Origin of the sequence: Tenacibaculum sp. SDUM215027 (assembly GCF_050566205.1) — a bacterium.
Taxonomy (GTDB): domain Bacteria; phylum Bacteroidota; class Bacteroidia; order Flavobacteriales; family Flavobacteriaceae; genus Polaribacter.
In genome coordinates, this window is sequence record NZ_JBNXUE010000002.1 from 362,515 (window position 1) to 386,132 (window position 23,618).

The window sequence follows — 23,618 nt, forward strand, 5'->3', positions numbered from 1 at the left end:
ACAGGCTCAAGCGTGGCAATCTGTTCATTGTTTACTGATAACTGTCTATTGATTCACTTGTTGATATATTTTATTCTGATTTCCTAAGAGCTTGATAAAACCTTTGGCTTCTTCAGCGGTCCAACCCTTGTTAAGCTCTCCGTAACTTCCAAATTTGGCGTTCATTAAATCGTGTGGAGAAGCAATTCCGTCCAGTGTAAAATGATACGGTTTTAGTGTTACAAAAACATCACCCGTAACTTTTGATTGACTGCTTTCTAAGAAAGCTTCCATGTCTCTCATCACAGGATCTAAATACTGACCTTCATGCAAGTGCATCCCATAAAAACTAGCCAAATATTCTTTGTGCTGTAATTGCCATTTGGTTAAGGTGTGTTTTTCTAACAAATGATGTGCTTTAATGGTAATTAACGCAGCAGCAGCTTCAAAGCCAACTCTTCCTTTAATTCCTACAATGGTGTCACCTACATGAATATCTCTTCCAATCCCAAATTTTGAAGCTATAGTATTTAGTTCTTCTATATTTTGTACAGGGGGCTTTTTGTCGTCATTAATAGCAACGAGTTCGCCTTTAACAAAAGAAAGTTTTACCTGTTCTGGTGTTGTTTTGGTCACTTGTGAAGGGTAGGCGTATTCAGGTAACGGTTGCTCAGAGGTTAAGGTTTCTTCACCACCAACACTAGTTCCCCACAAACCTTTATTTACAGAGTATTTAGCCTTTTCCCACGAGAGGTCTATTCCATTATTCTTTAAATACTCGATTTCTTCCTGTCTCGAAAGCTGTAAATCTCTAATAGGAGTAATGATTTCTATTTCTGGAGCTATCGTTTGGAAAATCATATCAAATCTTACCTGATCGTTTCCTGCACCTGTACTACCATGAGCAATACAGTCAGCACCAATACTTTTGGCATAGTTTACAATTTCAATAGCTTGTACAATTCTTTCAGCACTTACAGAAAGGGGATAGGTGTTGTTTTTTAATACATTTCCAAAGATTAAATACTTTACTACCTTATGGTAAAAATCATCAACAGCATTAATGTTTTTATAGGTAGCTACTCCCATTGTATAGGCGTTTTCTTCAATTTTCTTAATTTCTCCGGAAGAAAACCCACCGGTATTCACACTAACAGCATGAACCTCGTATCCTTGTTTTGATAAGCTTACCGCGCAGTAGGAAGTATCTAAACCTCCACTGTATGCAATTACTAATTTTTTCATTTTTTGTCTTTTTTTAGGAAGATGCTCTCCTTAATTCTTTTAAGTCTTTGAAAGACTTTTCCTTTTATTTTTATGTTTTGAGATTTTTTGTTAGGATCGTATAACATACCAGTACACAAACACATTTTTTGCTGTGTACGTTGTAAAACGTCATAGTTTTTGCAGGTTTGACAACCATTCCAAAAAGATTGATCTTCTGTAAGTTCAGAAAAAGTTACAGGCTTATAACCCAATTCGCTATTGAGCTTCATAACCGCTAATCCCGTAGTAATACTAAATATTTTAGCATCAGGAAATTTAGCTCTAGAGTGCTCAAAAACTACTTTTTTAATTTGTTTGGCTAAGCCAATACCTCTATAATCAGGATGAACAATTAACCCTGAATTTGCTACAAATTTGCCATGGCTCCAGGCTTCGATATAACAAAAGCCAGCAAACTTATCATCATCTAAAGCGATAACAGCGTTACCATTTTCTAGTTTTGTAATAATATATTCTGGTTTTCTTTTAGCAATTCCTGTGCCTCTAACCAGAGCAGCTTCGTCAATAGTTTGACAAATAATTTCGGCATACTTACTATGCGATTGATCAGCAATAACAACTCTCATTGAAATTGATTTTAGATAAACATTTTGTTATAAATCGGTGGTTTGAAAAGAAGAACCGGACGCACCTAGGTTCCCAAATGAAGTGATACCCTTACGGGCGACGTCGGATAAAAATAGGTCGTACTACAACTGCGTTATTGAAAACAATAACAAGAGTTAGTAACGATATAAAAATGTAAATGATAGAAATCAAAAGGTGAAAAATAAAATTATACAATACTCAGTTTAGGGCAAAGGAAGACTAGCGTCGGTTGAAAGACCGCACTAAAAAACTGGGTATATTATTGTATATTTTATTCGTTTGCATGATGGCACAAATCTATAAAATAAATTTTGATTAATGCTGTATAAAAAATAAAAAGTTTTATAAATGTAAGTAATACAGAAGGTTAGTGAGTGTTTTTTCTAGAAAGGAAATAAAAAAGTCAAAAAAATATTAGGATAACTAAAAAATAATTTCAAATATTTGTGGCAACAGATGAAAAAACAAATTTTAAATATCATTTCTATTATCGTCATTGTGATTATTTCACAAGGATAAGGAAGCGGTATTTAATAGTTTAAAAATATAAATTATAAAAAGGCTTCCTAAATTTAGGAAGCCTTTTTTAGTTACAAAAAACATGAATCAATTTTTTAACATAGTGGTAATTATTATTGTCATTATTAGCTCTCCACCGAGTTGATACAGATAGTTTTTGCCTATAAGAAAGCCTGTGTCTAACTCTAGATACAGGCTTTTTTTATACCTGTGAATATCATAATGAACTCATGTTAAATGTTTGATTATTATGGTTTTATGTGTTTTTGTAAGTGAATGAAAATCATCAAAACCTTAAAGATTAGAAAGTAAAGTAAAAAGCGAAAAATAATTTTGAACAGTAAAAACAACCAAAAATGTACTATAACGAGGAAACAGTAATTTTTTACAACGGACAGTTTATCAAAGCTAAAGATGCTAGCGCCAATTTGTATAGCCAAAGTTTACACTACGGAAACGGGGTTTTCGAAGGAATAAGAGCTTACAATACAACCGAAGGAGCTAGAGTCTTTAAGTCGTATGAGCACTACAAAAGACTAAAGTTTGGCGCAGAAGTAATGAATATTCAATTGGATTATTCAGAAGAAGAATTAACACGAATTACTTACGAACTATTAGAACGTAATGGATTGAAAGATGCATACATCCGTCCGTTAGTCACTACTGGAGCCGATATGAGTTTACTAACCTCTAAAGAGACAAACCTAGTTATCCAATGCTGGGAATGGGGAAAATATATGGGAGATAAATTACTACGCGTAAAAACTTCATCGTTTCAACGCCCGAATCCAAAATCATGTTTTGTAGAAGCAAAAGTAACAGGGCACTACACTAATTCAATATTATCAACCAACGAAGCAAAAAACAAAGGGTATGATGAAGCACTATTATTAGATATGAATGGTAATGTAGCTGAATGTTCAGGAGCCAATGTTTTTATGGAGAAAGGTGGAAAATTGTATACACCACCAAGAGGTCATATTATGGCAGGAATTACACGTACTACGGTTATCGATTTATGTAAGGAAGAAGGAATTTCTGTTGAAGAAAAGCACTTTACGCTAGAAGAATTAAAACAGGCAGATGCTTGCTTTTTTACAGGAACAGCAGCAGAAGTAGTTGGATTACAATCGTTGGACGATTATCAATTTCCATTAGCATGGGAAAAATCACAAGGATATCAATTAATGAAATTATACAAAGACGAAGTATTAGGCTTACGTCAAAAAAGAAAAGCAAGTTAACATGGAGCTAAACAAATTTAGTAAACAAGTAACACAAGACGATACACAACCAGCGGCCCAAGCAATGCTACATGCTATAGGGTTGTCAAAATCAGATTTAGAAAAACCGTTGATAGGAATTGCAAGTACAGGATATGAAGGAAACCCGTGTAACATGCATCTAAACGATTTAGCGAAATTAGTAAAAGAAGGAACAGAAAAAGCTGATTTAGTTGGATTGATATTTAATACTATTGGTGTTTCTGATGGGATCTCTATGGGTACTCCAGGAATGCGCTATTCACTACCATCTCGCGATGTAATTGCCGATTCTATGGAAACCGTAGTGCAAGCAATGTCGTATGACGGACTAATAACCGTGGTAGGATGTGATAAAAACATGCCAGGAGCTTTAATGGCAATGTTACGATTAAATCGACCCTCAGTTTTAGTGTATGGAGGAACCATAGCATCAGGGTGTCATGAAGGGAAAAAGTTAGATGTAGTATCAGCTTTTGAAGCATGGGGAGAGAAAGTGGCAGGAACAATTACTAAAAAAGAATATGAAAGTGTCATCGAAAAAGCATGTCCAGGAGCAGGTGCTTGTGGAGGAATGTATACTGCAAATACTATGGCATCAGCTATTGAGGCTTTGGGTATGAGTTTACCTTACAATTCATCCAACCCAGCAATCAGTAATGATAAAGAACAAGAATGCGTTAAGGCAGGTGAAGCACTTCGTGTTTTACTAGAAAAAGACATCAAACCATCGGATATCGTAACTAAAAAATCGTTAGAAAATGCAGTACGATTGGTAACTGTTATGGGAGGTTCTACTAATGCTGTATTACATTTTTTGGCGATAGCTAAAGCGGCAGATGTAAAGTTTACCTTAGAAGATTTTCAACGTATTTCTGATGAAACTCCATTTTTAGCAGATTTAAAACCTAGTGGAAAATATTTAATGGAAGATGTACATAAAGTAGGAGGCACACCAGCAGTTTTAAAGTATCTACTAGAAAAAGGGTTGTTGCATGGAGACTGTTTAACTGTAACAGGAAAAACATTAGCTGAAAACTTAACAGAAGTTCCAAGTTTAGTAAACGGACAAGAAGTAATCAAGTCAACCGAAAATCCAATAAAAGCTACAGGGCATTTACGAATGTTGTATGGAAACTTAGCAAGAGAAGGTTCCGTAGCAAAAATAACGGGGAAGGAGGGTTTATATTTTTCAGGAAGAGCAAAGGTTTTTGAAGGAGAATATGCAGCAAATGACGGGATTCGAGACGGAAAAGTAGAAAAAGGCGATGTTGTAGTAATCCGCTATGAAGGTCCGAAAGGAGGCCCAGGGATGCCAGAAATGTTAAAACCCACAGCCGCAATTATGGGAGCAGGATTAGGGAAAGAAGTTGCGTTGATTACAGACGGTCGTTTTTCAGGAGGAACTCACGGATTTGTAGTAGGGCATATTACACCAGAAGCACAAGAAGGCGGTGTAATTGCTTTGGTAAAAGATGGAGATACGATAACCATCAATGCAGAAACAAATACAATTAATGTAGAAGTTTCGGAAGATGAATTAACAAAGAGAAAAAAAGAATGGAAAGCTCCACCATTAAAAGTGAAAAGAGGAGTATTATACAAATACGCAAAAACCGTAGCATCTGCTTCTAACGGATGTGTAACTGACGAATTTTAACCCTTGTACTATGGAAATAAAAACTAAGAAATTAACAGAAGAGGCAATAACATCAAAAGTAACCATTACAGGTGCAGAAGCTGTAGTTAAATGTTTATTAGAAGAAGGAGTCGATTTATTGTATGGGTATCCAGGAGGAGCCATCATGCCTGTATATGATGAGTTGTATAAATACCAAGACAAATTACACCATGTATTAACACGCCATGAGCAAGGAGCCACGCATGCAGCACAAGGATATGCAAGAGCAACCGGTAAGGTTGGAGTGGCAATAGCAACTTCAGGTCCAGGAGCAACAAATTTAATAACGGGTATTGCCGATGCGCAAATAGATTCTACACCTATGGTTTGTATTACAGGACAAGTAGGAGCACATTTATTAGGATCTGATGCTTTTCAAGAAACGGATATTGTAGGTATTTCAACTCCTGTTACAAAGTGGAATTATCAGGTAACTAAAGCAAGTGAAATACCAGAGGTGATAGCTAAAGCATTTTATATCGCTCGCTCAGGAAGACCGGGTCCTGTTTTGGTCGATATTACCAAAAACGCACAATTTGAAGAATTTGATTTTTCTTATGAAAAATGTACTTCGGTTCGTAGTTATCGACCTGTTCCAACGATGGATATACAAAGTGTAAAAGCAGCTGTAGAGTTAATTAATAATGCAGAAAAGCCATTTGTAATTTGGGGACAAGGAGTAATTCTAGGAGAAGCAGAAGAAGAATTTAAAGCTTTTATAGAAAAAGCAGGAATTCCTTCAGCAAGTACTTTGTTAGGCTTGTCTGCTTTACCAACCAAACATCCGTTACATGTAGGAATGGTAGGAATGCACGGTAATTATAGTCCGAATAAATTAACGAATGAATGTGATGTGTTAATTGCCATCGGAATGCGTTTTGACGATCGTGTTACAGGTGATTTAAGCCGTTATGCAAAACAGGCTAAAGTGATTCATTTTGAAATAGATCCTGCTGAAGTTGATAAAAATGTAAAAACGGATGTAGCTGTTTTAGGAAATGTAAAAGAAACCTTGGCGGCGACACTTTCTCTTTTAGAAGAAAACTCTCACAAAGAATGGTTACAAGAGTTTAGAAATCTGGATGCTGTAGAGTTTGATAATGTTATAAAAAGTGACCTGTTTCCAACGAAAGAAGGATTAACAATGGGAGAAGTTATCAAACAAATAAACGAAGCTACAGAAGGGAAAGCTATTGTGGTTACGGATGTAGGACAGCATCAAATGATAGCGAGTCGTTATGCAGAATTCAATCAAACTAAAAGTAATATTACTTCAGGAGGACTAGGAACTATGGGGTTTGCTTTACCTGCTGCTATTGGTGCTAAAATGGGTATGCCAGAACGTGAAGTAGTTGCTGTTATTGGTGATGGAGGTTACCAAATGACCATACAAGAACTTGGAACGATTTTACAAACTAAAGCAGCTGTTAAAATTGTAGTGCTAAATAATGAATTCTTGGGCATGGTACGACAATGGCAACAGTTGTTTTTTGACAAGCGATATGCTTCTACAGTAATGACGAATCCTGATTTTGTAGCAATTGCTAAAGGCTATCATATGGCTGCTAATAAGGTGACAAAACGTGAAGAGTTAGCCAATGCTGTACAAGAAATGATACAGAGTAAAGAAGCTTACTTCTTAGAGGTTTGTGTAGAAAAAGAAGATAATGTATTTCCAATGATTCCAACTGGAGCATCGGTATCAGAAGTTCGATTAAAATAATATAACATGAGCACAAAAAACACCTATACAATTTCGATCTATACAGAAAATAATGTTGGACTTCTGAATAGAATATCAGCCATATTCCTGCGAAGACACCTGAATATAGAAAGCGTTAATGTATCAAAGTCAGAGATTAAAAGTGTATCCAGATTTACACTTTTGGTAAAAGTTACTGAAGAACAAATCAAAAAAATCATAGGTCAGATAGAAAAACAAGTAGAAGTAATTAAAGCTTTTTATCATACCGACGAAGAAACGGTTTATCAAGAATCATGCTTGTTTAAACTAAGTACAGACTTATTGACCGATAATGATGAAATTCAAACTATTATCAATCAAAGTAAATCAAGAGTCATTAACGTAAACAAAAACTTTTTTGTTCTTGAAAAGTCAGGAAGTAAAGAAGAGGTAGAAGAACTCTATCACATTTTAGATAAACACGGCATTAAGCAATTTGTCCGCTCGGGAAGAATAGCAATAACTAAAGAAGAAATGCCAGTATCAAAATTATTACAATTAATAACAGCATAAACAAACAACACAAATACAACAGAAATGAAAAATTATTTCAACCAATTATCATTAAGAGAACAATTAGAACAGCTAGGAAAATGTAGATTTATGAATGCTGATGAATTTTCAGAAGGAACAACAGCATTAGAAGGTAAAAAAGTGGTAATTGTAGGATGTGGAGCACAAGGATTAAACCAAGGATTAAACATGCGAGATTCAGGGTTAGATATTTCATACGCATTGCGAGAAGCAGCGATTAAAGAACAGCGTCAATCGTATAAAAATGCAACTGAACATGGTTTTGTAGTAGGAACTTACGAAGAATTGATTCCAACAGCCGATTTGGTATGTAACTTAACCCCAGATAAACAACATACGCAAGTAGTAAAGGCAGTGATGCCATTAATGAAATCAGGGGCAACCTTATCGTATTCTCACGGATTTAATATTGTTGAAGAAGGTATGCAAGTACGTAAGGATTTAACGGTAATTATGGTCGCACCTAAATGTCCAGGAACAGAAGTTAGGGAAGAATACAAACGTGGATTTGGAGTCCCAACATTAATTGCAGTACATCCAGAGAATGATCCAGAAAATAAAGGGTTAGCACAAGCTAAAGCTTATGCATTCGCCACCGGAGGGCATAAAGCAGGGGTATTAGAATCGTCATTTGTGGCTGAGGTAAAATCAGACTTAATGGGAGAGCAAACTATTTTATGTGGTGTGTTACAAACAGGGTCAATCTTATCGTTCAACAAAATGGTAGAAGAAGGTATCGAACCAGCATATGCGTCTAAACTAATTCAATATGGATGGGAAACGATTACCGAAGCTCTAAAACACGGAGGAATTACTAATATGATGGATCGTTTGTCGAATCCTGCAAAAATTAAAGCGTACCAACTTTCTGAAGATTTAAAAGAAGTGTTAGCCCCGTTGTTTAATAAACACATGGACGATATTATGTCAGGACATTTTTCAAAAACGATGATGGAAGATTGGGCAAACGACGATGTGAATTTATTGACATGGCGAGCGGCTACAGGAGAAACTCAGTTTGAAAAAACAGCAGCTACTTCTGAAGAAGTTTCAGAACAAATCTATTTTGATAAAGGAACTCTGTTAGTTGCTTTTGTAAAGGCAGGAGTTGAGTTAGCGTTTGAAACGATGGTCAAGTCAGGAATTATTTCGGCATCTGCTTATTACGAATCGTTACACGAATTGCCACTAATTGCAAATACTGTTGCTCGTAAGAAATTATTCGAAATGAATAGAATTATTTCTGATACTGCCGAATATGGATGTTACCTATTCGATCATGCTGCAAAGCCATTGTTAACTGATTTTATGAAGTCGGTAAGTACAAAGGTTATCGGAAAAGAGTACAGTACCACAAATGAAGTAGATAACCTTAAATTAATTAAAATTAACAAGGCAATTCGAAATCATCCTATTGAAAAAGTAGGAGCAGAGTTGCGTGAAGCAATGACTGCGATGAAAGTAATAAAAACAAGCGTCAGCCAAGAAGAACCCGTTTTAGCGTAACACTATGGAAGTTCAAAAAGAAACTTATTTTCCTAAATTAGAAGATATACAGCAAGCTGCTACGACTTTACAAGAAGTCGTGGCAGTTACTCCGCTACAAGAAAACTTCAATTTATCTAAACAGTTCAATGCAACTATTTTTTTAAAAAGAGAAGATCTACAACAAGTTCGCTCGTACAAAATTAGAGGGGCTTATAACAAAATTAGTTCTTTAACAAAAGAGGAGTTAGTGAATGGAATTGTGTGTGCTAGTGCAGGAAATCATGCACAAGGTGTTGCTTTGGCGTGTAGAAAAAAAGAAATCTACGGAACTATTTATATGCCAGCCCCAACACCAAAACAAAAAGTAGAACAAGTAAAAATGTTTGGGGGTGATTTTGTAGATATTCAATTGATAGGAGATACGTTTGATGATGCTTATAAAGCAGCAAAATTGCTATCTGATAGTTTACAAAAAACATTTGTGCATCCGTTTGATGATGAAAAAATTATAGAAGGACAGGCAACTGTTGGACTAGAAATTTTAGAACAATCACAGCAATCTATTGATTATGTTTTTGTCCCTGTTGGTGGTGGTGGATTGGCGTCTGGCTTGTCGAGTGTTTTTAAGTTGTTATCACCAAACACAAAAGTGATTGGAGTTGAACCTGCTGGAGCACCATCTATGAAAAGGTCTTTAGAGGAAAATAACAATATTAAACTTGATAGCATAGACAAGTTTGTGGATGGAGCAGCTGTGCAACAAGTAGGAGCGTTGACTTATAAAATCTGTCAAGAAAATTTAGCGGATATGATAACGGTTCCTGAGGGAAAAGTATGTCAGACAATTTTAGAAATGTACAACAAAGAAGCTATCGTTGTGGAGCCTGCGGGAGCATTAACGTTGAGTGCATTAGATTTTTACAAGGAAGATTTAAAAGGTAAAAATGTAGTATGCGTTATTAGTGGGAGTAATAATGATATAACTCGTACAGCAGAAATAAAAGAACGTGCCTTGTTGTATGGTGGATTTAAACATTATTTTATTGTTCGTTTTCCACAACGTGCTGGAGCTTTAAAAGAATTTGTTGCTGAGGTATTAGGAGAGAATGACGACATCACTTTTTTCGAATATTCAAAAAAGACCAATAGAGAAAATGGACCTGCAGTTGTGGGAATAGAGTTGGAGAAAAAAGAAGATTTACAACCGTTAATTCGCAGAATGAAAGAACGAAGTTTTTATGGTGAATACCTGAATGACAAACCTAATTTATTTGAGTTCTTAGTGTAATATTAATGAAACAGTCTAAAATGACATTTTAGACTGTTTCATTTTTGACCAAGATATACCCAATGGTCATTTTCTTTACAAAAAACAGAATTTTCATGGATTACATCGATGCTTCTATTTTCCATAAAAAAAGCTTTAAACTCAACCGTGGTTTCTGTAGTATTAATAATTTCTAGCTTTAACCAATCAACAGATTTTGTCCATGCTAAAATTTCTTTCTTTTCACGTTTAGAAGGTCTGGTACTACTATGATGACTTTTTTGTAAGTAGTCGATGTTAGCTAACACAAAAGCACTGTATCTTGAGCGCATTAAAACTTCGGCTGAGGTAACCGAATGAATATTTTGATGTGCTTTTTGGCAACAATTTGCATACTTTTTATTTGGTGTGCAAGGACATTGCATAAATTAATTTTTTTGTTTCAAAAGTAGTTTTAAAAAAGTATAAAACCTATCCGTCTATAGCAAAGTGCATTTCGTCTATAGATAAATAGTTCTTTATCAAAGAAAAAAAACATAACTTTAAATTTAAATTATTTTTATAAAGTTAGTTTATAATCTAAAGCTTTGAATAAAAAAATAAAAATACTTTTAATAGAAGATGATAAGATAGAGGTGCTTAAGTTTAATAGAGCTATTACTCCTGTTTTAGAAAATCATATAATTACACAAGCTAATAATGGAAAAGAAGCCTTATCTTTATTGGAAAAAGATTTACCAAATGTAATTTTATTAGATTTGAATATGCCTGATACTAACGGGATTGAGTTTTTATCTATTTTAAAAAACGATGAAAAGTTAAAACATATTCCTACCATAGTACTAACAACATCAGATAATGATAAAGACATTACAGAGTGTTATAGATTGGGAATAGCAGGGTATGTTTTAAAACCATTAAAGTATCAAGATTATGAAAGAAAAATAGGGACGATAATAGAATATTGGAGTCTTAATGAATTTAAAAGATAAAGTATGAAAGGAATTGTTTTTACGGAGTTCTTGGATTTAGTTGAAGATAAGTTTGGTATCGAAATGGTGGACAAAATTATTGAACAATCTGAGCTAGACTCTGGAGGGGTGTACACAGCTATTGGTACATACAAATTTTCTGAGATGCTACAATTACTAGAGAGTTTGAGTAATAACACAGGAGTTTCAACAGATGATTTGTTGTTAGTCTATGCAGAACATTTCTTTTCAGTTATAGAAGACAATTATCCAGGGCTTTTAGCTACATATAATGATCCTATAGAGATGCTGTCATCTATTGAAGATCATATTCATGTAGAAGTAAAAAAGATTTATCCAGATGCAGAGTTACCAACATTTCTAGTTGAAGAGAGAAGTGAAAACTCACTTGTAATGTTGTATAAATCCAGTAGGGCAATGCACCACTTTGGATTAGGTTTAATGAATAAAACATTTGAACACTTTAATAGTTCAGCAGAAATTGTTTTAGAAAAAATAAAAAGTGACGGAACAGAAGTAAGGTTTATCATCAATAAAAATTAGTGGGTATAAAAGAAATAGAAATACTACAAAGAGCGCTAGAAAGACAAAAAAAAGCTAGAAAACAAGCAGAGAAAATACTAGAAGAAAAATCGTTAGAATTATTTAATATTTCTCAAGAGCTAAAGGTAGTTAATGAACAATTAGAAGACCTTTTAGATGAGAAAGATTCGCAATTAAAAGGAATTTTTGAAAATATTAATGATGCTTATCTAGTAATGGATATTCATGGCAATGTGTTAAAAATGAATGATGTTGCTGTAGAATATTTTGGTTTTGATGTAAATAAAGAAGAAGTTAATATTGTAAGTCTTATTTATCCTGAAGATTATGAATATGCGATGAATTCTTATGCACAATTATTAAAAAACGGATATTTCACGAATTATATAGCTAGGGTGATAACTAGGAGAGAAGAGATAAAGTGGGTAAACATTAACTCAAGTGTAGTTTTTGATAAAAATAATACTCCTATTGCTGCTCAAGGAATTATTAGAGATATTACTAACCAAAGGAAAGAACGACAGGTAATTGAGGTTATAAGTAATACAGCTAAATCAATTTTAGGGAAAGAAGATATTTACGAAATTGCGTGGGAAATATCAAATAACGTTGCAAACTATTTAAATACTGACGATTGTGTTGTTTATTTAGTGAATGAAAAGAAAAAACAATTAGAATTAATAGCTTCTTTTGATAAAAGAGAAAGAGAAAACAAAAAAATCTATGACAAAATGCGACTACCTTTTGGAAAAGGTATTGTAGGAAGTGTTGCAAAGTCAGGTATTTCAGAAGTTATAAATAATACCAGTTTAGATGGTAGATATGTAGTTTATCACACACCAAAATTATCAGAATTAACAGTACCTATAACTAATGAGAATAAAGTGATAGGAGTTATAAATGCAGAACACTTAGAGAACAATTACTTTACAGAAGAGCATTTAAAAACGATAGAAGGTATTGCAGATTTAGTATCTCTTCAGTTAAAAAGTGCAATAAATATTAGAAAGCGTAAAAAAGTAGAAAAGAAAAACGCTGATTTATTAAAAAAGGTAGCAAAAAGTAATCAAGAGCTTGAGGAGTATGCACATATAGTTTCCCACGATTTAAAGTCGCCTATAAGAAGTATTCATGCGTTAACTAGTTGGATTAAAATTGATAATGAAGGAGTTTTTGATGAAGCAAGCCTTCAAAACTTTGAACATATTGAAAACACCTTAGAAAAGATGGAACAGCTAATTACTGATGTGTTAGAGTATTCAAGTATTGTTAATGAAATAAAGGAAGATGACAATGTAGATTTAAATTCTTTAATTGAAGAAATAAAGAAAGTAATATACTTACCCAAAAACATATCAATAAAAGTTTTACATAAATTACCCACTATAAAAGGAGACAAAACAAAGTTTCAACAATTATTTCAAAACCTGATAAGTAACTCAATTAAGTTTAATGATAAAGAAAATGGAATTATTGAAATTGATGTAAAGGATCAAAACTCATTATATGAATTTTCAATTAAAGATAATGGAATAGGTATTGAGAAGAAACATTATGATAAAATCTTTAAAATTTTTCAATCATTAAAAAATACTAAAGACTCTACAGGTATTGGTTTATCTATCGTAAAAAAAATTGTAAATTTTTACCAAGGAGAAATATGGTTAGAATCTGAAATAAATAAAGGAACAACTTTCTTTTTTACAATAAAAAAGTAACAATGGAACAACCAAACTTATCGTATATAATTGCACTTTCGAAAGGAGATAACGAGTTTAAGAAACAAGTTATAGTAGTTTTAAAAGAAGAGCTTTCAGGAGAAATAGAAAACTATTTTTTGCACATTAAAAATAGAGAATTCAAGAAAACTAAAGAAATTGTTCATAGAATTAAACATAAAATGAGTATTTTAGGCTTAGAAAAAAGCTATAAAATAACCAATGACTTTGAAAATAATCTTGCAGACAATAGTATAGAAAACAAAGAATATTTTGAAAATGTACTGCCTGTAATGCTTGATTTTTTAAAGGAAATTTAAAAGATTACTTATGAACTGTATTGTTGTTGATGACGAATTAATGTCAAGAATGATTCTTAAAAAAGTGTGCGAACAAGTTGGAGGATTAAAACTTGTTGGAGAGTTTTCGAATGCAATACAAGCAATAAAATTTTTAAATAACAATAAAGTAGATGCTATCTTTTTGGATATCCATATGCCAAATTTTACAGGGATTGACCTTGTTCAAACATTAAAAAATCCTCCTAAAATTGTTCTTACAACTTCTGATAGAAATTTTGCTGTGGAAGCTTTTGAATATGATTTTGTTGTAGATTATATAGTAAAACCAATAGAGTTAAAACGGTTTAAAAAATCTGTAGAAAAAATTATTGCAGCAAGAGCAAAAGAAAGTAATACAAAACCAGTAAAGAAAAATCAACCTACTGATGTAAATACATTATATGTAAATATTGATAGAAGATTAGTAAAAATAGACATATCAAGTATTTATGTTGTAGAAGCTAATGGTGATTACATTAAAGTTAAAACGGAGGAAAAAAACTACGTAGTTCATAGCCCTTTAAAAAAGATCGAAGAAAAATTACCTTCAGAATCATTCTTAAAAGTACACAGATCGTATATTATTAACACCAATAAAATTATAGATATTGAAGATAATAGTGTGCTTATAAAACAAGATGTAATTCCTGTAAGCAGGTCTAATAGAAATGAGTTAAAAAGGCGATTAAACTTATTGTAATAGGTTTAAGAGTTAAACTAGAAATTAATTAACTAACTCATCTTGTTCCTGAACTCTAAAACAACGTTCTTCTCCAAGAAATAGTGGATTTCCGTGCTTTTCTGACCAAAACCCATCTAAAATATTTTTAGAAAGACAAGAGTATACAACAACACCTTTATAGATAGTATTATCATCACTATTATAATTAAAGTTGATAATAAGAATGTTGTTTTTAAAGAAGCCAGTTCCAACTTGTTCTTGTTCATCGTTAATAAGCCACTTGGCTATAATTCTACTATTTTCATCAAGAGTTAAAGAAAGAGTTCCTTTATAGGTATTTTCACTTTCATCTTGGTTACTACCAATAATATTGTATGTTCCTACTAAATCTTCTACTATCATTCAATCTTCAAATAAGGATACAAAAATACATTAAAAAGGTGTAGAGTTAAAGCATTGGTTTTTTGCAATTAAATTTCGTAATTTTAGTGTGTTAGGTCAATTTAATCGATATGGAATTTATAGATTATTACAAGGTTTTGGGAATAGATAAAAAAGCGACTGCTGCAGATATAAAAAAGGCCTATCGGAAGTTAGCTAGAAAATATCACCCAGATACAAACCCTAATGACGAAGAAGCTAAAAAGAAGTTTCAGCAAATAAATGAAGCAAACGAGGTTTTAAGTAACCCTGAGAATCGTAAAAAGTATGATGAGTATGGGGAAAACTGGCAACATGCTGAAGCGTATGAGGAGGCCAAAAAACAGCAAGGTTATCAAAGTGGATTTGGTGGCGGAGGTTCTTATCAGCAATATTCATCCTCAGGTTTTGAAGGAACCGATTTTTCTGACTTTTTTAACTCTGCTTTTGGTGGAGGGGGAAGGTCAGAAAGAGGATCATCGAAATTTAGAGGACAAGATTTTAACGCTTCATTACAATTAAACTTAAGAGATGTTTATACTTCGCAAAAACAAGTATTAACTGTAAATGGAAAAAAAATACGAATAACGATTCCTGCTGGAGTAGAAAATGGTCAAACAATTAAAATAAAAGGGCATGGAGGCGAAGGTATAAATGGAGGCCCTAAAGGAGATTTATATATCACTTTTGATATTAAACCTGATATTAATTTTAAACGTGATGGAGCTAATTTATATACAGAACAAACTATTGATTTATATACCGCAGTATTGGGTGGAGATGTAGTGATTAATACTTTTGTTGATAAAGCTAAATTAAAAGTAAAAGCAGGAACCCAAAATGGAACCAAAATTCGATTGAAAGGAAAAGGATTTACGAAGTATAAAAAAGAAGGTCAGTTTGGAGATTTATATGTTACTTACAAAATAGAGATTCCAACCAATTTAACAGATGAACAACGAGAGTTATTTACAAAACTTTCTAAATTGAAATAAATATGAGCAATACAGAACTAATAAGTGTACAAAAAGTTATTGTTCATCACAATTTAGATGAACAATTTATAGAAAGTATTGAATCTTTTCAACTCATGGAGTTTGTAGTAAAAGATTCCAATAGATACTTATATACAGAACAGTTACCTATTTTAGAGAAAATAATCAGATTACACTACGATTTAGAGGTCAATATGCAGGGTATAGATGTAATTAATAATATGCTTGATAGAATGGATTCTATGCATAAAACAATTAAGCAATTAGAAAATAAATTAAAACTATACGAATAAATTTTTTATGAATTGGATTTCTTATGAAGAACTCCATTTATTTTATCATAGATATTCGGATTGTGTTTTTTAATTTTAATTTTAATATGTTTTGAAGCTGGCATATTACTTCCTTTTACGGTATTATGGATTGAAACAAGTACGTTAGTTTCAGGAAAATAAGTAACCGTGTTTTTTTCAGGGATAGGATACTCAACAATAATAAATAACGGAGCGATACGCTCTGTATCATTATCATAATTGTATAAATCTACTTTATCACCAGGTGTAAGTCCTGCTTTTTCAATATCCTTTTTATTCATGAAAATTACACGACGTTCATTATAAATTCCGCGGTAACGATCATTTAATCCATAAATAGTAGTATTGAATTGATCGTGAGTTCTTACTGTGGCCATTAAATACTCATCATCAGCTAATGTGTTTTGTGGTAATGTGGTTATAGAAAATGGAGCACGATCTCCAAACTCTTTTGTTTTAAAGTTCCCTTCACGAGCCGCATTAGGTAAGTAAAATCCACCTTTTTGTTTTACACGAACATTGTAGTTGTCAAAACCAGGAATACATTTTTCTATATCATTTCTTACAACATCGTAACTATTCATATATTGATCCCAATCAACCACACTTTTATCTCCTAAAGTAGCTTTTGCCATACGACACACAATATGAGTTTCGTTGATAAGTTTGTCAGATATTGGTTTTAATACTCCTTTAGACCACTCTACAATTCCCATGGCATTTTCAGCACTTGTATACTGATGCTCACCATTAACGATATCAATTTCACTTTTCGAAATAGTAGGTAAAATTAAAGCCTCTTTTCCATGAATCAAATGGGTTCGGTTTAACTTAGTTGAAACAGAAACAGACAAATCAAGCTGTCTCATTCCATTTGCAGTATATGTGGTGTCAGGAGTTGCTGATAAGAAATTTCCACCCATGCTAAAATGGACTTTAACTTTTCCTTCATTCATAGCCTTTATGGTATTCACAACATCATAACCATTATTTCTTGGTGGATTAAAGCCGAAAACCTCTTGTAATTTATCAAGTTGCTCTACAGAAGGACTGTGGTTAATAAGCATCGTTCTATTTCCTTGTACATTACTATGTCCACGTACAGGGCAAGAACCTGCTCCGGGCTTACCAATACTTCCTTTTAAGAATAACAGGTTTAGAACTTCTTTTAAAATATCAACACCGTTAGGTTGTTGCGTAAGTCCCATTCCCCAGCAAATAATAATTCGGTTTTTATGAGCTAGCATTTCTGCAGCTTTTTGAATATCTTCTTTTAAAACACCAGATGCATTTGCTAATTCATCTAAATCATAGCTTTCAATTTGCTTAATTAAATCTTCATAACCAACTGTTTTATTTTTGATAAATTCTTGATCGAAAACTTTACCAGGAGTTTCTTTTTCAAAATGTAATAGTAATTGTTCAATTGCTTTTAAGAGAGCTAAATCTCCATTAATTTTAACAGGAAGATGTAAATCGGCAAGTTGGATCCCTTTTCCTAAAATACCACTTATTTTTTGAGGGTCTCGGAACCCCATTAAACCAGCTTCGGGAAGAGGGTTAACAGCAATAATTTTAGCTCCGTTTTTTTTTCCTTTTTCTAAAGCACTTAACATTCGTGGAGAGTTCGTTCCTGGATTTTGACCAATAATCATAATGATATCGGTATCGTAGAAGTCTTTTAAAGTAGCAGTTCCTTTTCCTATACCCGTAACTGAGGCCAAGGTAAAACCAGAGGTTTCATGACACATATTAGAACAATCAGGGAAGTTGTTAGTTCCAAATTCACGTACAAAAAGTTGATATGCAAAAGAAGCTTCGTTACTTGTTCTTCCAGAGGTGTAAAAAGCAGCATTATCTGGAGACTCTAACCTATTTAAGTGTTCGGAAATTTTTGCAAAAGCATTGTCCCAGCTAATAGGTTCGTAATGTGTACCATTTTTAGGTAGGTACATAGGCTCAGAAAGTCTACCTAAATGTCCAATTTCATAATCAGTTAATTGAGAAAGCTCATAAATAGAATTTTGTTTAAAAAAACCTGAAGTAATTCTTTTACTGGTAGCTTCTTCAGCTATAGCTTTTGCACCATTTTCACAATATTCAGCAATAGGTGATCGCTCATCATCAGGATCAGGCCAACCACAACTAGGACAATCAAAACCATCAAACTGATTCATTTTAAACAAAGCTTTTCCTCCTCTAACTAAAGCTTTATCGTTTATTAAACTCTTTATAGCGTTTGTAACTCCAGGAATTCCTGCAGCCCAATCTTTTGGTTTACCAGTTCTTAAGCTTAATAATTTGTACGGAGGTTCAGCAGAAGGTTGTTTATCGGCTTGTTTATTAGGTTTGTTATCCATTGTTTTTCTATAATCTTTAAGAGATATAAAATTAAGAAAAAAAACGAAGTGATATTATCTTAGAATTATTGTTTTTAGCAAAAGTAATTTAAGTTAAATAATTAGGAGATATTATCATAGCAAGATTTTATTAATTACAACTTGTGTTAAATTCTTGGTAATCAGATTTAGAAAACGTGGGGATATTTTGGCCATTATGTATCTTAATACAGAATAAGCTAGGATTTGCATTAACAGTTAAGCGATTCAAATTAACCAACCCACTTATATCGAGTGATGTAAGTAAATTACTGGAACAATATAATACTTCAATATTACTGTTAGATTTCAAGTTTATATTTTTAAGCTTGTTATCAGATAAAGCTAAAACTTCTAAAGCTTTATTAGCGGAAAAATCTACTTCTAAAATCTTATTACTTTGTGCTAAAATGGTGTTTAAGTTTACTGCTTTTTTAACATCTAAAGACACTAGAAAATTATCTCTAACATTTAAGGTTTCTAAATTAGGGTTGTCAATACTTAACGTTTCTAATGAATTATAGTATAGACTTAATGATTTTAGATTAGTAGCATTTTTTAACCCTGTAATAGCTCTTAATTCATTTACATCAAGGTCTAACTTGATTAATTCTGTATTGTTACTCAAATCAATATTTTTAAGGTAATTACCAGCAAGCACCAAAGTATCTAACTGTTTATTAAATCTCAAGTCTATTGTGGTTAAATTGTTTCCTGTTGCATGTAATTTTTTTAGGTTAGTAAATCCTTCAATACCTGTTAGATTTGTAATTATACCATCATTAGATGAGTTTAAATCGAGGCTGATAACTCCTAATGCGTCACTTTTTAATAGTTGTTGGTTGATAATGCCATCAGAATCTATACCCAGATTGATTAGTTTAGTCTCAAATTGTGCATCTGGAATGTTTAAATATTTTTGCTCTTCGATATTATCATCACTTGAACATGAAATAAATAGGGAACATGATATAAGAATAAAGCTTAATGGTTTTAAATAACGTTTCATAGGTAAGATTTTATTTTTTTTTGAGACAACAAAATTCGCAAATAAACTGCTTTAAAAAATTAATTTAACTTAATTTTTTAAGTCTTATTAATTATAAACCAAATAAGATTATAAGTCTTTGTTTTTTAGTGGTAAAACTGTATTTAAGAATACGTTTTAGATACTTTCTTAAGTAAAACCTTTTTCTTTTTTGAAGCTTTTGAAAGCCTGATAAGGTTGTTTAGTCCAATAATAACTAAGATAGAAATACAAGCGGCAGTTCCTAATGCTCCTCCATAACCATTGAAGAAAGTAGGGCTAACCGTATAAATAAAACCAAAAACAATTCCTGCGAAAATAATTGAAGTATAATTACGGGTAAGTTTGCTAGAGGTCATACCAACAAAAGAAGCTCCAAAAAATACCCAAGGGATTTGTTGTGTTAAGTTTTGAGGAAATATCTCAGGAAAAAGATAGAGTAAACCAGAAACAACAAGAGTTAGTAGAGCAGAAGCTCTTACGGGACCTTGTTTATACTTTGTACTGACTAAAAAAGTTAAAAAAGCTCCAAATATGCTTGTTAAGTAAATTGGTAAAATAGTAAGCATTATGAAAGAATTAAAAGTAATAGAGATGATATAACTACACTACCAAAAGCTACAGTACCTAATTTACCACCAACTCCTAGAAAAAGGTTTTTAGAAAACATATAAAAAATACCCGCTATACTACCAGCAATGACTATAAAGTTATAATCAATAGCAATATGTTTTTGAGACATTCCTACAAAGCAACCACAATACATTGCATTGGGAATATTTTGTAAAACCTTTGATTTTTTATTAAGGTTAGGCGAGAATGAAGCGAGAGTACCTATTAAAGCAGCAGCCAAAACAGAACTCAAATTAGTAAAGAGGTGTAAATAACTAGTAAGTAGCGCACCAGTTATAACAAATACCATAACATAAAAAGGTTCAAAGTCAATCTCTTTAACTTTAAAGAATTTCATATAATTATAAACTATAAGTATGGTAAAAAGTGTTGTTAATGACAGTACTGTAAAAACGTTTTTATGTTCTAGCAGCAATGCAGTAATAAATGCTAATTGAGTAAGAACTAAAAAAATGATTGAAAAAAAGTGAAAATATTTTTGTCTCAAACCTGAGTAATTCTGCTTTATAATAGAGCTACAAATTTACGACATATACAGCGATTACTCAATTAATTTCCTTGAATTCTAATCCAAAGATCTTTTAATAATTGTTTTGCTTCTTCACGATTTCTAGGTACTTCATTTATAATAGTTTTACCTTGTTTTTCAGCTATTTCAAAGCTAAAAGCAAATTGTTGAAAATTAGGAGCTACGCTTAACAACCCAAAACGAAGATCATTTAAGTATATAACATTATTTTTTTTAGAAACAGTATACCATCCTTTAGTTATTTTGATAAGTCGTTTCACTGAAATATCATTTTTATAATCACCTAACAAATGATGATTCTTAGGGTAGGAGTAAAATTTAATAGGCTTAGTATCAAAAAAAGAATAATACCCTATTAAGTATGCATCTTCTGTTTCTACATTTGCTGACCATAAAACGGTATTAAAAGGAGTGGGCTTTGTTTCAATTTCTTTATAACCTATTTTTTGTTCTTTTAAGGCATGTGTAAATTTAGTATAGGTAATCCCTTTAATAATGATAGTAATTGCCATATAAGAACTACTCACAATAAGTCCTAAGTTATTGTACTTTCTTCTTTTTTTAGATCCTTTTTGCTGAAACATTGCCATCAACAGAAATATTAAAAAAGGAAGTGTATATAAAGGGTCAATTACAAAAATATTTTTAAAAGCTAATCGTATATCAAGAGGCCAAAAAAGCTGAGTTCCCCAAGTAGTATGTGCATCGAGAATTGGATGTGTTAAAAATCCCCAAAACATAAGTTGTGCCCATTCTTTAGCGGAGGCATTTTTTTCATATAAAGAAATAAGCCAACCAAAAATCCACCCGAAAACAATTGCAAAAAAGACAGAATGCGTAAAACCTCTGTGTACTTCAAGTGCAGTAACTATATCAAATAATTTACCAATGTAAACATCTAAATCAGGGATAGTACCTGCAATAGCTCCATAAAGCATTGCTTTGTTTCCGACCTTTTTTCCTAATACAGCCTCTCCAACGGCTGCACCAAGAACAATTTGCGTGAGTGAATCCATTTAGCAAAAATACTTATAAAACTGCTAGTAAACAGCGTTGTAATATTCATCAATCCACTCCGTAGGATATTTACTGTATAAGTTGTTAAGGAGTAGTTTATTTGCTTCAGAAGTATTAAAATCTTTATAAAAACTACCAAGAATCCAGACTGTTTTTCTAGGTAAGTTTTTGTTATGATATTCTAAAAGAACTTGTTTAGAGGTTTCAGATGAATCAATTAACAATAAAACTAATGCTCCAGCAGTTTCAAAATTAAACTGATTAAAGAAAGGAATCATTTTTTGAGCTCTTTTTAAAAGTATAGGGTTTTCCAAAAAACTTTTTGCTTTTAATTTTCTTCGTAAGCTAGGATAACTGGTATAAGAATTAACCTTAGTAACAAATTTTAAAGTTTCTAAAAATTCGGTATACTTTGTGTTGTAGAGATTTTCTATATCATTAGGAGTGCTAACACCAAAAAGAAAAAACACTTTACTAGGTTTTAAAACATTAATATTATAACCTTTTCCAATTGATGACAATGCTTTTTCAACTCCTTTCAAGAAAAGAGGGTAGTTGTTTTCTTTTACTTTTATAATATTACCTAATCTAGATGAGTGAAAACAGGCATCAATTATTTTTTGTTTTTCAATTCCTTTTAGAGCTTTTGTTAAGGTAGCATTGATATCATAATGACGAGCTGGGTAAAATTTACCTTGAAACTCATGTTGTAAAGCTTCGTTTTCACTTTCAATAAAAAGGTCTATAATTTTACTAGTCGTAAGTTTTCCTATAGTTTGATATTTTTTTTCTTGTGATTGTATTCTTATATCTCTTTCCATGTGTGTGAGATGTATTTATGATTGTTAAAGATTAGACAAGCAGACTACACCATATGGCCTTTTAAGGTAAAGGCCAATCTTTATTTTTTTTCAGAATAAAGATAATCATATTATGTGGGCTTGTAAACTGTTTTTAAGAGATTATTTTTCTAATTATCTCTTAAGTTGTTGAAGTTTTTTAATGAAAAATAATAGCAGCTTTGTTGCGAATACTATGTTTTGCTGCATCAAATAATTCACACCAAACTAACTTTTCTCTCCAAAAATCATTTTCCTCGTTAATTGATTTATTAACTTCATTAATATTTACAATTTTATCCTCTTCGTCTAGCTGAATATTAAGTTTGTTAGCTATATACTTTAATTCATTAAGCAGTGAATAAGAGGAGCCAATCATTGTGCCTTGAACAGGAATATCATCTGTAGCAAAAACAATATCAACAAATTTTACTGGAACATAAAATCCATCAGAGTCTGAATGACATAAAAGATGACAGGTTAATAATGATGTATGATCTTCTACAAGTGAATCTTCAGAAGGGTGGGCGTCTGGACTAAATGGAGTAGGAGACCAGTCTTCATATTCTGCACAATAAGCATAGAAACGTCTTAGATGGTGAATATATTCATAAGGAAATCCGCCTATTTCAAGAGGTTTAGATTCTAATTCTTCTGGTTCTTTATAAGGTGTAATACCATCTAACTCAAGTAACTTATTAATGTTTTTGAAAACAGAAGTGTAATGTTCAAAAGCTTCTTCATCTATCTCTTTAAAGCTAGCAAGTGCTCCACTAGTAACGTATAGTCCCATTTTTAGTTATAGTTTATAATTCATTGTAAAATTATAAACCTATGTAAG

The 23,618-nt window shown here is 32.3% G+C and carries 24 protein-coding genes; 13 read left to right on the top strand and 11 right to left on the bottom strand.

All coding sequences use genetic code 11. The annotated features are described in order from the left end of the window. Positions 1-45: 45 nt before the first annotated feature. Positions 46-1,224 carry an argininosuccinate synthase gene (gene argG / locus ACQYZ7_RS07900; RefSeq protein WP_430729227.1) on the bottom strand — a complete coding sequence of 393 codons (1,179 nt, stop codon included), beginning with the start codon at positions 1,222-1,224 and terminating at the stop codon, positions 46-48. After that, the gene (locus ACQYZ7_RS07905) at positions 1,221-1,832 is read right to left on the bottom strand and encodes a GNAT family N-acetyltransferase (RefSeq protein ID WP_430729228.1); all 612 of its coding nucleotides are present in this window, start codon (positions 1,830-1,832) and stop codon (positions 1,221-1,223) included. Before ACQYZ7_RS07905 ends, argG begins: the two co-directional genes overlap by 4 nt. 897 nt (positions 1,833-2,729) lie before the next feature. Here ACQYZ7_RS07905 and ACQYZ7_RS07910 point away from each other — a divergent pair. Genes ACQYZ7_RS07910 through ilvA form a run of 6 tightly spaced genes read left to right on the top strand, consistent with a single transcriptional unit; the run spans position 2,730 to position 10,370 of the window. Next, complete coding sequence (locus ACQYZ7_RS07910; RefSeq protein WP_430729229.1) at positions 2,730-3,617, top strand: branched-chain amino acid transaminase; 888 nt, start codon at positions 2,730-2,732, stop codon at positions 3,615-3,617. Position 3,618: 1 nt separating this feature from the next. Continuing rightward, a complete protein-coding gene (gene ilvD, locus ACQYZ7_RS07915; protein WP_430729230.1) occupies positions 3,619-5,295 on the top strand; it encodes a dihydroxy-acid dehydratase in 1,677 nt (558 codons plus the stop codon). A gap of 10 nt (positions 5,296-5,305) precedes the next feature. Beyond that, the gene (ilvB, locus tag ACQYZ7_RS07920) at positions 5,306-7,039 is read left to right on the top strand and encodes a biosynthetic-type acetolactate synthase large subunit (protein WP_430729231.1); all 1,734 of its coding nucleotides are present in this window, start codon (positions 5,306-5,308) and stop codon (positions 7,037-7,039) included. Between the two features lie 6 nt (positions 7,040-7,045). Beyond that, positions 7,046-7,573: an acetolactate synthase small subunit gene (gene ilvN / locus ACQYZ7_RS07925; RefSeq protein ID WP_430729232.1), complete on the top strand. Its 528-nt coding sequence runs from the start codon at positions 7,046-7,048 to the stop codon at positions 7,571-7,573. Positions 7,574-7,597: 24 nt separating this feature from the next. Then, on the top strand, positions 7,598-9,100 hold the full coding sequence (gene ilvC, locus ACQYZ7_RS07930) for a ketol-acid reductoisomerase (RefSeq protein ID WP_430729233.1): 1,503 nt from the start codon (positions 7,598-7,600) through the stop codon (positions 9,098-9,100). Between the two features lie 4 nt (positions 9,101-9,104). Next, positions 9,105-10,370, top strand: a complete 1,266-nt coding sequence (gene ilvA, locus ACQYZ7_RS07935; protein ID WP_430729234.1) for a threonine ammonia-lyase IlvA — start codon at positions 9,105-9,107, stop codon at positions 10,368-10,370. Positions 10,371-10,408: 38 nt separating this feature from the next. On the opposite strand, the gene ACQYZ7_RS07940 is transcribed toward ilvA, so the two are convergent. After that, positions 10,409-10,774 carry a YchJ family protein gene (locus ACQYZ7_RS07940; RefSeq protein WP_430729235.1) on the bottom strand — a complete coding sequence of 122 codons (366 nt, stop codon included), beginning with the start codon at positions 10,772-10,774 and terminating at the stop codon, positions 10,409-10,411. Positions 10,775-10,936: 162 nt separating this feature from the next. Here ACQYZ7_RS07940 and ACQYZ7_RS07945 point away from each other — a divergent pair, with 162 nt between their 5' ends. From ACQYZ7_RS07945 to ACQYZ7_RS07965, 5 genes are read left to right on the top strand one after another with little or no spacing between them, the layout of a single operon-like run. Then, the gene (locus ACQYZ7_RS07945) at positions 10,937-11,341 is read left to right on the top strand and encodes a response regulator (RefSeq protein WP_430729236.1); all 405 of its coding nucleotides are present in this window, start codon (positions 10,937-10,939) and stop codon (positions 11,339-11,341) included. Positions 11,342-11,344: 3 nt separating this feature from the next. Next, positions 11,345-11,884 carry a heme NO-binding domain-containing protein gene (locus tag ACQYZ7_RS07950; RefSeq protein ID WP_430729237.1) on the top strand — a complete coding sequence of 180 codons (540 nt, stop codon included), beginning with the start codon at positions 11,345-11,347 and terminating at the stop codon, positions 11,882-11,884. Continuing rightward, complete coding sequence (locus tag ACQYZ7_RS07955; protein ID WP_430729238.1) at positions 11,884-13,602, top strand: ATP-binding protein; 1,719 nt, start codon at positions 11,884-11,886, stop codon at positions 13,600-13,602. The genes ACQYZ7_RS07950 and ACQYZ7_RS07955 overlap by 1 nt, the downstream gene beginning before the upstream one ends. Before the next feature lie 2 nt (positions 13,603-13,604). After that, on the top strand, positions 13,605-13,922 hold the full coding sequence (locus tag ACQYZ7_RS07960; RefSeq protein WP_430729239.1) for an Hpt domain-containing protein: 318 nt from the start codon (positions 13,605-13,607) through the stop codon (positions 13,920-13,922). Positions 13,923-13,932: 10 nt separating this feature from the next. Then, positions 13,933-14,643, top strand: coding sequence for a LytR/AlgR family response regulator transcription factor (locus ACQYZ7_RS07965; RefSeq protein WP_430729240.1), 711 nt, complete (start codon positions 13,933-13,935; stop codon positions 14,641-14,643). A 24-nt stretch (positions 14,644-14,667) separates the two neighbouring features. Here ACQYZ7_RS07965 and ACQYZ7_RS07970 read toward each other — a convergent pair whose 3' ends face one another. Next, entirely contained in the window at positions 14,668-15,027 is a 360-nt protein-coding gene (locus ACQYZ7_RS07970) for a hypothetical protein (RefSeq protein ID WP_430729241.1), read from the bottom strand. Positions 15,028-15,137: 110 nt separating this feature from the next. On the opposite strand from ACQYZ7_RS07970, the gene ACQYZ7_RS07975 reads away from it, so the two are divergent. Together ACQYZ7_RS07975 and ACQYZ7_RS07980 are read left to right on the top strand one after the other, a co-directional pair. Continuing rightward, positions 15,138-16,040 (top strand): DnaJ C-terminal domain-containing protein, encoded by a 903-nt coding sequence (locus tag ACQYZ7_RS07975; protein WP_430729242.1) that lies wholly within the window; start codon positions 15,138-15,140, stop codon positions 16,038-16,040. 2 nt (positions 16,041-16,042) lie between these two features. Beyond that, positions 16,043-16,333 (top strand): chaperone modulator CbpM, encoded by a 291-nt coding sequence (locus ACQYZ7_RS07980; RefSeq protein WP_430729243.1) that lies wholly within the window; start codon positions 16,043-16,045, stop codon positions 16,331-16,333. A gap of 5 nt (positions 16,334-16,338) precedes the next feature. Here ACQYZ7_RS07980 and ACQYZ7_RS07985 read toward each other — a convergent pair whose 3' ends face one another. The 7 genes from ACQYZ7_RS07985 to ACQYZ7_RS08015 form a co-directional block, all read right to left on the bottom strand. After that, on the bottom strand, positions 16,339-18,714 hold the full coding sequence (locus ACQYZ7_RS07985) for an FdhF/YdeP family oxidoreductase (protein ID WP_430729244.1): 2,376 nt from the start codon (positions 18,712-18,714) through the stop codon (positions 16,339-16,341). A 130-nt stretch (positions 18,715-18,844) separates the two neighbouring features. After that, the gene (locus ACQYZ7_RS07990; protein ID WP_430729245.1) at positions 18,845-19,741 is read right to left on the bottom strand and encodes a hypothetical protein; all 897 of its coding nucleotides are present in this window, start codon (positions 19,739-19,741) and stop codon (positions 18,845-18,847) included. Between the two features lie 143 nt (positions 19,742-19,884). Next, positions 19,885-20,328 (bottom strand): hypothetical protein, encoded by a 444-nt coding sequence (locus ACQYZ7_RS07995; RefSeq protein ID WP_430729246.1) that lies wholly within the window; start codon positions 20,326-20,328, stop codon positions 19,885-19,887. Beyond that, positions 20,328-20,729, bottom strand: a complete 402-nt coding sequence (locus ACQYZ7_RS08000; RefSeq protein WP_430729247.1) for a hypothetical protein — start codon at positions 20,727-20,729, stop codon at positions 20,328-20,330. Before ACQYZ7_RS08000 ends, ACQYZ7_RS07995 begins: the two co-directional genes overlap by 1 nt. A 212-nt stretch (positions 20,730-20,941) precedes the next feature. Further along, positions 20,942-21,937, bottom strand: coding sequence for a metal-dependent hydrolase (locus ACQYZ7_RS08005; protein WP_430729248.1), 996 nt, complete (start codon positions 21,935-21,937; stop codon positions 20,942-20,944). A gap of 24 nt (positions 21,938-21,961) precedes the next feature. After that, positions 21,962-22,759: a hypothetical protein gene (locus ACQYZ7_RS08010; RefSeq protein WP_430729249.1), complete on the bottom strand. Its 798-nt coding sequence runs from the start codon at positions 22,757-22,759 to the stop codon at positions 21,962-21,964. A gap of 178 nt (positions 22,760-22,937) precedes the next feature. Beyond that, on the bottom strand, positions 22,938-23,570 hold the full coding sequence (locus ACQYZ7_RS08015; protein ID WP_430729250.1) for a hypothetical protein: 633 nt from the start codon (positions 23,568-23,570) through the stop codon (positions 22,938-22,940). Positions 23,571-23,618 lie beyond the last annotated feature (48 nt).